This is a genomic window from Hamadaea sp., from assembly GCF_013362815.1.
Lineage (GTDB): Bacteria > Actinomycetota > Actinomycetes > Mycobacteriales > Micromonosporaceae > Hamadaea.
On sequence record NZ_JABFVK010000089.1, the window covers coordinates 53,441 to 65,698 of the forward strand.

General features: G+C 68.0%; 10 protein-coding genes and 1 pseudogene. 4 read left to right on the forward strand and 7 right to left on the reverse strand.

The window, feature by feature from the left end; genetic code table 11:
• Positions 1-373 precede the first annotated feature (373 nt).
• The 5 genes from HOV77_RS30625 to HOV77_RS30645 form a co-directional block, all read right to left on the reverse strand.
• Positions 374-1,891: an oligosaccharide flippase family protein gene (locus tag HOV77_RS30625; protein ID WP_290868492.1), complete on the reverse strand. Its 1,518-nt coding sequence runs from the start codon at positions 1,889-1,891 to the stop codon at positions 374-376.
• Positions 1,888-2,925: a hypothetical protein gene (locus tag HOV77_RS30630; protein ID WP_290868495.1), complete on the reverse strand. Its 1,038-nt coding sequence runs from the start codon at positions 2,923-2,925 to the stop codon at positions 1,888-1,890. Before HOV77_RS30630 ends, HOV77_RS30625 begins: the two co-directional genes overlap by 4 nt.
• 49 nt (positions 2,926-2,974) lie before the next feature.
• Entirely contained in the window at positions 2,975-4,138 is a 1,164-nt protein-coding gene (locus HOV77_RS30635; protein WP_290868498.1) for a class I SAM-dependent methyltransferase, read from the reverse strand.
• Positions 4,138-5,205, reverse strand: a complete 1,068-nt coding sequence (locus HOV77_RS30640) for an SDR family oxidoreductase (protein WP_290868500.1) — start codon at positions 5,203-5,205, stop codon at positions 4,138-4,140. The genes HOV77_RS30635 and HOV77_RS30640 overlap by 1 nt, the downstream gene beginning before the upstream one ends.
• 92 nt (positions 5,206-5,297) lie before the next feature.
• Positions 5,298-6,458, reverse strand: a complete 1,161-nt coding sequence (locus HOV77_RS30645; RefSeq protein WP_290868503.1) for an acyltransferase — start codon at positions 6,456-6,458, stop codon at positions 5,298-5,300.
• 150 nt (positions 6,459-6,608) lie between these two features.
• On the opposite strand from HOV77_RS30645, the gene HOV77_RS30650 reads away from it, so the two are divergent.
• From HOV77_RS30650 to HOV77_RS30660, 3 genes are read left to right on the forward strand one after another with little or no spacing between them, the layout of a single operon-like run.
• Positions 6,609-7,829, forward strand: coding sequence for a class I SAM-dependent methyltransferase (locus tag HOV77_RS30650; RefSeq protein WP_290868517.1), 1,221 nt, complete (start codon positions 6,609-6,611; stop codon positions 7,827-7,829).
• Between the two features lie 4 nt (positions 7,830-7,833).
• On the forward strand, positions 7,834-8,625 hold the full coding sequence (locus HOV77_RS30655) for a glucose-1-phosphate cytidylyltransferase (protein WP_290868506.1): 792 nt from the start codon (positions 7,834-7,836) through the stop codon (positions 8,623-8,625).
• Positions 8,625-9,269, forward strand: coding sequence for a PIG-L family deacetylase (locus HOV77_RS30660; RefSeq protein WP_290868509.1), 645 nt, complete (start codon positions 8,625-8,627; stop codon positions 9,267-9,269). Before HOV77_RS30655 ends, HOV77_RS30660 begins: the two co-directional genes overlap by 1 nt.
• Positions 9,270-9,404: 135 nt before the next feature.
• On the opposite strand, the pseudogene HOV77_RS30665 reads toward HOV77_RS30660, so the two are convergent.
• Positions 9,405-10,196: pseudogene (locus HOV77_RS30665) on the reverse strand (alpha/beta hydrolase); the annotation flags it as partial.
• Positions 10,193-10,513 (reverse strand): hypothetical protein, encoded by a 321-nt coding sequence (locus HOV77_RS30670; RefSeq protein WP_290868512.1) that lies wholly within the window; start codon positions 10,511-10,513, stop codon positions 10,193-10,195. The pseudogene HOV77_RS30665 and the gene HOV77_RS30670, both read right to left, overlap by 4 nt.
• Before the next feature lie 443 nt (positions 10,514-10,956).
• On the opposite strand from HOV77_RS30670, the gene HOV77_RS30675 reads away from it, so the two are divergent.
• The coding region (locus HOV77_RS30675) for a glycoside hydrolase domain-containing protein (RefSeq protein WP_290868515.1) at positions 10,957-12,258 on the forward strand (1,302 nt) is incomplete at its 3' end.

Genomic DNA, 12,258 nt, shown 5'->3' on the forward strand with positions numbered 1-12,258 from the left:
CACTCTTTCTTCGGTGCGGAAGCGTTTACGGCTTTCGCTTGCTCAGGCACCCACACGCCCAGCGAAACCGTCAGGGCCAAAGACATCGCGGCAGCCAGAGCCCCGCGCCACCTCGACCGTCTACCTGCGGATACGACAACGACAGGGCTGTGTAACACAGCGACCTCCCCGTGAGTATTCAAATATGTGGTAGAGATCTTGATGGATGCCAATCTCTATGGCGATCATCCATTCGTACGAGACGGACTGTCGGGTTCCAGACAGTGACGTTTAGAGATCTTTGCTGTGTTACGAAGCACGGGAGGTCACCGACTCTTGAGCAGATCGGCGTCAGAGCGCGGGCCGAGATACGGCCGAACACCAGGGAACGGAGCTAACTGACGGCTGGTGCCGTCTTCCGGGACAGGCGCAGGGCCCATCGCCGCAGCGTGCTGGGCGCGATCGCGACGGCGACGTAGGAGGTGAGGCCGGCGATCCCGGCGGCGATCAGGTCGACGACGGGCTGGAACCCGGTCGTCGCGACGACGGCGTGCGCGGCGAGCCCGGCGATGGCCCCGGCCAGCAGCGGCCGGCCGGCCGAGCGGATCACCGGCCAGACGCGTACGCCGGCTTTGCGGAGGGCGATCGCGCACAAGGGCAGGGCCACCAGCACGCTGACCACCCCATGGGCGATCGCCGTTCCCCGGGTGCCCCCGAGTTGCGTGGCGATGATCAACGTCGGGACGAGGGCGACGGTCCAGCCCAGGTTGACCCAGAGGGCCGAGCGGCTGATGCCGGCTCCGGCCAGCGAGTCCAGCGCGAACGACGTCACGAGGCGTACGCCGGTGAGAACGGTGAGGAACTGCAGCACGATGACGGCGGGCAGCCACTTCGGCCCGTACAGGACGTGCACGAGTTGCGGCGCGAGCACTGCCATCAGTACGCAGATCGGGATCACGCCGAGGATCAGCAGCCGCAACGACTTCTGCACTCCTCGCGCGAACGAGTCGTCGCCGCGACCGGCCAACCGGGAGAACGCCGCGATGGAAACGTAGCGGATCGCCGAGCCGACGATCCCCTGCGCCCAGCCTGAGATGTTGAAGGCCAGCAGGTAGTACCCGAGCGCGACACCACCGAGGTATCGGCCGACGATGATGTAGTCGGCGTTCGTGACGACGGCTTCCACGCCCATGCTGGCGGTCAACGGCAGGCCGAACTTCATCAACGCGCCGACGATCTTCCGGTCGAACCCGATGCCGTAGCCGACCTTCGCGTACGCCAGCACCATGACGCCGGTGACCGCCGCTCCGACGACCTGCCCCACGGCGAAGGCGTACGCCCCGGACCCGGCGAGCGCCAGGACGATCGACAGCACGGCCGACGCGGCGAAGCCGGCGAAGTTGGCCTTGGTCAGCTTGTCCTGCTGGAACTGCCGCATCAGCGCAGCCGCCCGGACGGCGGTGAGTCCGTCGATCAGCACGGCCAGGCTCAGCAGCCGGATGAGGTTGGCCGCGTCGACGTCGCCACCGGCGAGGGCCCCGAGGGCGGGCGCGCCGACCCAGACCGCGCCGTAGATCACGACGCTGAACAGCAGGGCGAGGCTGGTCGCGGTGGGCGCGACCTGAAGCAGCTGAGCGCGCTCGTCCCGGGTCGAATCGGTCTTGAGGCCGCGCCATTGCACGACGGCGGCAATGATGCCCATGTCGCTGATGTGCGTGGCGAAGAACGCGACGGCCGATGCGACTGCGAATCCGCCGAAGTCGGCCGGGGTCAGCAGGCGGGCCAGGATCAGCCCCACCCCGAACGACGCGATCTTCGTGCCGACGGTGCCGAGCAGGCTCCAGCTCAGGCCCTTACCAGCCAAGCGGCGCAGGCCGCCCGGCTGCTCTTGCTCGGACACCGTCGTGGTCATGCCGTCGCCGCCTCCCGCTCGAGCCCGCGGACCGGCTCGGCCGGCTCCACCCGCTCGAGCCAGATCTCGCGCCAGTACGCGGTGATCGCCCGGGGACAGTTGGCGCTGAACGCCCCCTCGCAGACGACGCCCTCCAAGACGATGCAGGGACTCTTCATCCGCAACATCTTCCCGGTGTTCTCGTCGACGATGGTGTCGATCCGGCGCAGCACTCGCGCGGTCTGCCCGCAGAACCGGGCCATCTCCGCATCGAAGCCCAGGCCGCGGTTGAGGAGATCGGTGTTCAGCGTCTTCATGATCTCCTCCTTCGACTTCACCCGGACGAGCTCGCCGGGCTGGAGGTCGGTGCGCCCGGTCGGCGTGGGCCCCTCGGAACCACGCAGGAAGCCCCACGTGAGGCCGCCTCGAATCCGCAGCCACTTCGGCAGCTTCCGCGCGCTGAACTGCTGGTACCGGTTGAAGAACCCGACCAGAAACGCCCGGCTCACCGCCCGGATTCCGGCGTTGCCCGTACGGATGTCCTGGGCGTACTGCCCGAAGTCGAGCAACGGGAGGACTTCGGGCGCGGCGCGCAGGATCTCCGTCGCTTGACAACGATAGACGTCACTGCCGTCCGGCGCGATCACCTGAGCGCGCTCGGTGAGTTGCACGAAGACCTTGTGATCGGCCTCGATCGGCTCTGCCGAGTCGCCCGGTCCGTCGGCCGGCTTGATCCAATCGGTCTTCCAGTAGATGAGGCACGCAGCCTGACATCCACTGTGGGAGGAACCGTCGCACCGGACACCCATCAAGTGAACCGCGTTCTCCATGCGGCGCATCCCGCTCCGGGTCATCGTGTCGCAGACCTTGTTGGCGACCTTGCCCACCCGGAGACGGCGGCCGCAGTACTGGAGCATCTCCGGCATGAACGGCAGGGCGTCCACGTCACCCTTGTCGTCCAGCGTCGCCATGATCTCTTCGGCGGTACGCACCTCGACCCATTGGCCGACCCGATATTCCGTGGTCTTCTCGGTGCTGGCTGAGCTTGCCTGCATGGCGGCGCTCCTTGGTTGGAAAGGCATTAGGGCGCAGGACGACGGCGGCCTACGCGGTGAGGATCTGGGCGTCGAGACCGAGCTCGGCCAGCGACCGCGCGATCTCGGCGGTGTACGCCGGGTTGGTGATGACGACCGCGCCCGGCCGGATCTCGCGCAGGCTCTCCGGCGGGTCGACCCGATGACCAGTGACCGGCAGGTACCGCCCCCACTTGCGGGGGTTCACGTCGACCACCGCCGACAGCTCCACCTTGGGGTCGACCTGGGTCAGGAACTGCACGCCCCGGGAACCCGCACCCCACAGCACCGGACGCTGACCGGCGTCCCGGAGCGCCGCCAGGGTCGAGTGCCAGCGGTCCAGCTCCTGGCGATGCCGTTCGGCGAAGCCGCGTACCGCGACGAGCTGCCGATCCCGGGCCGCCGTGCGGTCGGGTGTGGCGAAGTCGCCCGGGCGGGTCGAGAACTCGATGTAGCGGAACATGCCGCTGAACCAGGTCCCCTCGGCGATCACGTGCCAGCCCGACCGTTCGACGATCGCGGCGAGCGCCACCGAGTCGAAGTACGACACGTGCGGGTAGATCACTTCCCAGCCCGCCGTGGCCAGGTCGTATCCGGCATCGGGCACCTCGAGGTAGCCGCGTACCTCATGATCGCCGGCGCGCTCACGCAGCGCCGAGAGGAAGGTTCCCGGGTCGTCCTCGTGCTCGAACCAGTGCCGGGAGGTCACGAAGTCGAAGTCCGGCAGCTGGTCCGGCTCGTCGAGCGGCGCCCGCCCGGAGACGAAGAACGCCCCCGACGGGTCGGAGCCGGGCGTTCCGGCGTACATCGGATCGAAGCCGAACCCGGTCGCGCCGGTGTGCTCGCACAGCTCGCGTAGGAACTCGCCCTGCCCGCAGCCGATGTCGAGGATGCGGCGCCCGGCCAGCTCATGCCGCTCGGCGAGGCCCTCGACCAGATCGGTCGAGAAGCTGCGGAACGCGGCCGAGTGGTGCAGATTCGTGTCCATCGTGGTGTCGTAGACCATGATCTGCGGATCGAAGCCGAGGTTGCGCACGTACGCACAGTTCTCGCAGTAGCCGAGGAGCATCCGGCCGAGCGGCGAGGCGACCGCCTCGTCCTGGGTCGCATAGTGCACGCCGCACAGGACGGGAATCCCGCCCAGGTCGGCGAACTCGACCAGGGTGCCCGCGCCGCACGCGACGCAGTCGGTCATCAGGCGCTCCACCGCAGTTCGCCGTCGACCCGGCCGTCCGCGGTGAGCTGCTGGATGCGCCGGATCCGCTGGAACTTGCCGCGGAACGCCTCCTCGGTCAGCCCGTGCCGCTGGTATGCCTCGAGCAGCTGCTCAGCACCGGTGCGTACCGTCCACTGTGGCTTGAATCCGGGCACCTCGGCCGCGACGAGATCGCCGCTCACCCGGTAGTCGCGCAGATCGGTCGCGGCGTTGTCGGCGAAGGTGACCCGGCTGCCCGGCACCACCTCGGCCACCAGCTCGGCGACATCCCGGATCAGATAGTTCTCACTGGTCTGGGCGATGTTGTACGCCTTGCCGTGCACCACTTCGCGCGGCGCTTCCAGCAGGGCGACGAAGGCGGCGGCGATGTCCTCGACGTGGATGAGCGGACGCCAGGCGCGCCCGTCGGAGAGCAGCCGGACCTGGCCGGTCAGCAGGGCCGAGGCGGTCAGGTCGTTGACGACGATGTCGCCGCGCAGCCGGGGCGAGAACCCGTACGCCGTCGCGTTGCGCAGGAAGGTCGGCGAGAAGTCGTCGGTGGCGAGCCCGGTGATGTCCTGCTCGGAGAGGATCTTCGACTCACCGTACGGGGTGACCGGGGCGAAGCCCGCGTTCTCGTCGAGGAACGGGCGGTCGGTCAGCGCACGATCGCCCTCGTCGCCGCCCTCGTTGTCGCCCAAGCCCGCGCCGTAGAGCGAGCACGAGGAGGAGAACAGGAACCGGGTTACGCCCGCAGTCCGGGCCGCGTCGGCCAGGCGTACCGTCGCCCGGTGGTTGATCTCGTAGGTGAGCTGCGGGTTCAGGTTGCCGATCGGGTCGTTGCACAGCGCCGCGAGGTGCATCACCGCGTCGAAGCCGGCCAGCGGCTCCGGAGTGACGTCGCGCAGGTCGAGCCGCAGCCCCGGGATCTCCGCCGGAGCCGGGCCGAGGATGCAGTCCGCGAAGAAGCCGGTGTCCAGGCCGACGACGTCGTGGCCCGCCTCCCGCAGCCGAACCGCCAGAACGGTGCCGATGTAGCCCTCGTGCCCAGTGAGAAGTACGCGCATGAGTCCCTGTTGTCCCCTCGGAGTCTCGACCGACCGACATTGTTGATAACCGCTCCGACCAGGGTCCAGGCGCTTGTCAGCTTGCCGACTCCCTATCTGGGCAGTCGGTCGGCGGGGGTCGGATGACCAGCCATCGGCAGGTGGCCGGACCGGTCGGCGAGTCGCCGCGAACGGGGACTCAGAAGGCGCATCCCGGGCAGTTCGACGGTCCGATGCAGCACCCAGCTCGCCCCGACCGCGATCGCCAGACAGCCCAGGACCAGACCGGCCTCCAGCCAGAGCGGGCGCTCGTACCCGGTCACCTTGAGCACCGTACGCAGGACGAGCAGGTGCACGAGGTAGAAGGCGAACGAGACCTCACCGAGCCACACCGCCCATCGGGCGCCCCACACGCTCGGCTTGCCCGCCGCGTCGGCTGCGGCCGCAGTCGCGATCACCGCCGAGAAGAAGATCGCCGGCCACGCCACGTGCTGGAACTCTGAGGGCAGCAGGTTCGAGGCGAGGTAGCCGAGTCCCGCGACGCCGATCACCGGACCGATTGCGGTGGTGGGCCACAGTCCTTGGCGGACGACCCGAGCCAGCAGCATCCCGGTGACGAATTCGGGCGTACGCGCGATCGGGAAGAGCCAGAACACCCAGTACCGGTCGGACTCCGGGAGCAGCAGCGTGATCAGCGGCACGAGCCAGACCAGGGCCAGTCCGCCTGCAGCGGCCCAGCGCAGCCAGCGCGCGGGCACTCGGCGTACGCCGACCGCCAGCAGGGGGAACAGCAGGTAGAAGAACATTTCGCAGGCGAGCGACCAGCTGACCGTGTTCAACCCGTAGTAGATGCCGGGATCTTGGAACCAGGGTTGGATCAGCAGGACGTTGGCGGCCAATTCGAGCATTGTGACCGCCTTGCCGCTCGCCAGGAACAGCGCGACGGCGACGGCCAGCATGACCAGGTGACTCGGATAGATCCGGGCGAACCGGCGTTGCCAGAAGCGCCGCGCGGTGTCGCCGTCGCGGGCCGACCAGTTCAGCACGAATCCACTGAGGATGAAGAAGAAGGTCACCCCGCACGAGCCGGGCTCCAGAAACCAGCCGAGGACGCGCCCGGTCGTCCCGGTGTCCACCAGATGCAGGACGTACGCGTGAAAGCCGAAGACGAGAGCGGCGGCGACGAAACGAAGACCGGTCAGGGAGGGCAGTCGCGTCTGGTCGGGCTGGACCCGCACTCGCTCGGGCCCGGCGGCAAGGTCGGCAACGGCCACGATGAGCAAGGTACGGACGCGGTCTGAGCAGGGTCTAGACGCCTGTCGACTTGCCGACTAACGCCCCACTTGGGCCCCGACGTTGGATAGAAAGTCGGGGAATTCCCAGGCACCACCACCCTTGGGGGGACGTTGAACGCGCTGAACGCGGTGGAATGTCGGCTTTGTGGGGCTGACGTCACTGAGACCTTTGTCGACCTGGGGATGTCCCCTCTGTGCGAGAGCTATGTCCCAGCGGACCGGCTCGACTCGGCGGAGACGTTCTATCCCCTGCACGTCCGGATCTGCGGGCAGTGCCTTCTGGTCCAACTCCCCGCCCATGTGGCGGGAGAGAACATCTTCTCGGACTACCTTTACTTCTCTTCGTATTCCACCTCTTGGGTGGCGCACGCGAAGCGGTACGCCGACGAGATGGTCGACCGGCTCCAGCTCGGCCCGGACAGTCTCGTCACCGAGGTCGCGAGCAACGACGGCTACCTGCTCCAGCACTTCGTCGCGGCGGGGGTGCCGGTGCTCGGTGTCGAGCCCGCGGCGAACATCGCCGAAGTCGCGCGGGCCAAGGGGATTCGCACCGAGGTCCAGTTCCTCGGCGCTGAGACGGGCGCCGAGATCGCCGGTCGCCTCGGCCGTGCCGATCTGGTCGCCGGCAACAACGTGTACGCCCACGTCCCCGACCTCGTCGGGTTCTCGGCCGGGCTGGCCGCGCTCGTGAAGCCGGACGGCCTCGTGACGCTGGAGTTCCCGCATCTGCTGCGGCTGATCGAACAGCGGCAGTACGACACCATCTACCACGAGCACTACCAGTACCTGTCGCTGCTCACCGCAAGCCGAGCCCTGGGCACCGCCGGGTTGAGCGTCGTCGACGTCGAGGAACTGACCACCCATGGCGGTTCGCTGCGCGTACACGCGAAACATGCCGACGCGGCGGGTGAGCCGATCGCGCGGGTCAAGGCGCTCCTGGATGTGGAGGAAGCCGCCGGGCTGCACACGCTGGAGGGCCATCGGGGGTTTGAGAAGAGCGTCTTCACGATCAAGCGCGACCTGCTCGGCTTCCTGCTCGCGGCGCGGGCCGAGGGCAAGCGCGTGGTCGGCTACGGCGCGCCGGGCAAGGGGAACACGCTGCTCAACCACTGTGGCATCCGGTCCGACCTGATCGAGTACACCGTGGACCGCTCGCCGCACAAGCAGGGCTGGTTCCTCCCCGGTACGCACATCCCGATCTACGAGCCGGAGCGCATCGAGCGGGACCGGCCGGACTTCATCGTGGTGCTGCCGTGGAACCTGCGGGCGGAGATCACCACCCAGCTCTCCTACATCCGTGACTGGGGCGGCCGCTTGGTCTTCCCGATCCCCGACCTCGAGGTGGTGTAGGGCCGTGAAGGTCGTCCTGTTCTGCGGCGGGCTCGGCATGCGCATGCGCGAAGGCGGTAGCGCGGTGCCGAAGCCGATGGCGCTGCTCGGCGAGCGCCCGCTGCTGTGGCATGTGATGCGGTACTACGCCCACTTCGGGCACACCGACTTCGTGCTGTGCCTGGGCTACGGCGCGAACGTCGTCAAGGACTACTTCCTGCACTACGACGAGACGCTGTCCAACGACTTCACCATGTCGGGCAGCGCGGGCGACGTGCGGCTGTTCTCCTCGGACATCACCGACTGGAACATCACGTTCATCAACACCGGGCACCAGTCGACGATCGGTGAACGGCTGATGCGCGTACGCGCGCATGTCGAGAACGAGCCGATGTTCCTGTGCAACTACGCCGACACCCTGACCGATGCGCCGTTGCCGGACATGATCGACAAGTTCGCCGCGTCCGACAAGACGGTCAGCATGCTGGCGGTGCCGCCGTTCTCGACCCACCACTACCTGGACATCGACGACGACGGCCAGGTCACCGGCATCCGGGGCTTCCACGAGCTTACCCAGTGGGAGAACGGCGGCTACTTCATCATGCGGCCGGACATCTTCGACGAGCTGCGCGAAGGCGAGGACATCGTCCCGCACGCGCTGGACCGCCTGCACCCGAAGGGCCGCCTGATGGCCCAGCGGTACAAGGGCTTCTGGCGCGCGGTCGACACCTTCAAGGACCGCGCCGAGATGGAAGAACTCGTCAACCGCGGTCTCGCGCCGTGGATGCTGTGGACCAACCCGGCGCTGGTGGGCTGATGCTCTCCCTCGGGACCGACGAAGTACGCACCGTAGTGGCGATCGGCGCCCATCCGGACGACATCGAGATCGCGGCCGGTGGATTGCTGCTTACCTTGGCGGCAGCCGTCCCCGGCGTACGCGTCCACTATGTGCTCTGCACCGGCACGGCGAACCGGCAGGCGGAGGCGCGCGCAGCGGCCGCCGCCTGCCTGCCGGGCGCCGAACTCAGCTTCGACCTGCACGACCTGCCGGACGGCCGACTCCCGGGGCACTGGGCGCAGACCAAGCAGGTCCTGCAGTCGGCCGCCGCCACGGTCACCGCCGACCTGGTTCTGGTGCCGTCACCCCAGGACGCCCACCAGGATCACCGGCTGATCGGGGAACTCGCCCTGTCGGCCTTCCGCGACCAGTTGGTGCTGCACTACGAGATCCCGAAGTGGGACGGCGACCTCGGCCGGCCCAACCTCTACGTTCCGCTGACCGACGAGATCGCGCGGCGGAAAGTGGAAGTGCTGAACGACGCCTTCCCGTCGCAGAAATCCCATGACTGGTGGGACGACGAGGTTTTCTTCGGGCTCATGCGCGTACGCGGGATGGAGAGCCGGACCCGGTACGCCGAAGCCTTCTCCTGCTCGAAGGCGACGCTTCGCTTCAGTTCCTGACGCGGGATGCCGGATAACGCGGTTAAGTTCGCGAGAATAGCCGCGTTATCCGGCATCCTGCGCAGGAGCGCCATCCTGCGCAGGAGCGCCATCCTGCGCAGGACCGGCAGCCTGCGTCGTCCCTGGGGAACCCGAAGACCCCGGGCTGGGGAGTGGCCCGCCGAAAGCAGCAACAGTCCGATCCGCGTACGCGGAAGCATCGCCAGACGTCATGGGCCCGTCGAACTCCTCGGGCAGCGGAGTCGGCGTACCGGGCGAAACGAGCTGGACGATCTCGTCGAGGATCCGTTCGGCGTACCCGACCCAGAGGTGCTTGGCCCCGTCGACCCCGACGACGGAAGCCTGCGGAATCGCCGCGAAGCGGGCCCGAGCCTCGTCCGGCCGCAGGTAGTCGTCGAACTCCGGAACCAGCACCTTCATCGGCAGTCCCGATACGGCCCAGCGGGCGAGATCCTCGTCGGTGGAGAACCGCAGCGGCGGCGAGAGCAGCACCGCCCCGGCGATCCCCGGCTCGGCCCCGTACTTGAGCACCAGATCGGTGCCGAAGGACCACCCGACCACCCAGATGTTCGGCAGGTCGGCGAATTCGGCGTACTCGATGGCGGCAGCGACGTCGAACCGCTCCCCGACGCCGCCGTCGAACGAGCCTCCGCTCTTGCCCTGGACGCTTTCCGTGCCCCGGCTGTTGAACCGCAGCACCGCCAGCCCGGCGAGCTCCGGCAGCCGCCACGCCGCCTTGCGGTAGATGTGGCTGTCCATCATCCCGCCGTGCGTGGGCAGCGGGTGGAAGCAGACGATCGTGCCCACCGGGTCGCGCTCCAGCGGCAGCGACAGTTCGCCGATCAGCCGCAACCCGTCGGCCGTATGCAGCTCGATCGCCTCACGGCGGGCGGGCAGGATGGAGTTCGCGCGGATCAGCGTCATCACATGAACTTTCGGGTCGGCTGACGACGGTGGCGGGCCCGCCAGCACGCGGTGTGCCAGTGCCGCCGATCTGACGAGTCTCCCCGGCCGTCGGCCGGCCAGGCTACGACGTGCGCCACACCGGGCGGGATTTCGTGATCACACCCGGGACACCGGTACGCCTTCGTCGCAGCACCCGCCGTGACGTGGCGCACATTCCAGTCGCCGTCAGTGCCGTCCGCGCCGTATTCCAGCTCCACGCCCCCGCGCGCGGCCGACTCGTTGAGGTCTCGATGGCCCGCTTTGGCACTCTTGCGAGGCAGGTTACGACGCGGGCTCATCCGTCAAGGGTAGATCAGGCGAACCTGCGCCCGGCGAACTGGACCAGGGTGCCCGCAGGGAAGATGACCTGCGGCTCCGGGTAGCCGTGCAAGTTCCGAGTGGTGCGTGCGCCCGGACCGATGGACGGCGATCCCGTCGCCGGCCGCCCGATCGGACGGCAACGGGATCGCCGAGGTAGGGGGCCGGATGGCGCCGAGCCGAGGCGCGGCCGTCGTGGTCTGCTCCCGCGGCGCACCCCCGCACGCCGTGGAAGCGAGTACGCCGAGCAGTCCGGCGTAGACCAGCACCGCTCTCGACTCGGCAGGCTTCCCTATGCCTACGCTGACGCACAGCGGCCCCCATCGGTTGCCTGCCATGCGCGGGAAGGTGCGCGTACGCCTGACGCAGGGCATTCAATTCGCGTTCAAGAATTGCTCAAGCCCGGTGCCCAACCCTGCATGGCATGACATCAATCTCCCGCCGGGCGCTGCTGGGCGCCGCCGGCGCGACCGTTTTCGGCGCTGCCACCGGATTGTCGCTGGCCGCGCCCGCGCATGCGGCGACCCGGAAAGGCATCGACTATTCGTGGGGTCGCCCTGATCCCAGTGCGATCGTCGCCGCCGGATACTCCTTCGTCTGCCGCTACGTCAGCTGGAGCACTTCCGGCAAGAATCTCACGCGCACCGAGGCCGAGGCGCTGCGTGCTGCGGGGCTCGACATCGTCACCAATTGGGAGTACTCGGCGAACGAGGCGCTGAACGGGTACTCCGCTGGGGTCGCGAACGCCAAGGAGGCGCACCGCCAGGCGATCGCCTGCGGCATGCCGGCGAACCGGCCGATCTACTTCAGTGTCGACTTCGACGCCACCGAGGCGCAGCAGTCCGCCATCAACTCCTACTTCGACGGTGTGGCCTCGGTGCTCGGTCGCAGCCGCACCGGCGCCTACGGCGGTTACTACGTCATCGACCGTCTCTTCGACGCCGGCAAGATCACCTGGGGCTGGCAGACCTACGCCTGGTCCGGCGGCAGCTGGGACAGCCGGGCACAGTTACGCCAGGTGCAGAACGGCATCACCGTCGACGGCGCCGACTGCGACCGCAACGAGGCGCGCGCCACGGACTTCGGCCAGTGGGGTGCGAACACCGCCATCCGGCCGCCTGGCCACAGCGTCACCGGTGACACGTACGCCGACCTCGTCGGTCGGAAGACTGACGGCGCTTTGTGGTTGTATCCGAACAACATCGAGCGGGACAACGGCATCCCCTACAGCTCCGACGAGGCGTACCAGATCGGCAGCGGCTGGGGCGTCTTCAACAAGATCGTCGGCGCTGACGTCACCGGCGACGGATACACCGACCTCATCGGCCGGAAGTCTGACGGGACGTTGTGGTTGTACCCCAACAACATCGAACGCGACAACGGCGTCCCCTACACCACCGATGAGGCGTATCAGATCGGCAAGGGCTGGGGCGTCTTCGACCAGATCATCGGAGCCGACGTCACCGGCGACGGCTACACCGACCTCGTCGGCCGCAAGACCGACGGCACCCTCTGGCTCTACCCCAACAACATCGAACGCGACAACGGCATCCCCTACACCACCGAAGACGCCTACAAAATCGGCACCGGCTGGGGCGCCTTCACGCAGATCGTCGGAGCCGACGTCACCGGCGACGGCTACACCGACCTCATCGGCCGGAAGTCTGACGGGACGTTGTGGTTGTACCCCAACAACATCGAACGCGACAACGGCGTCCCCTACACC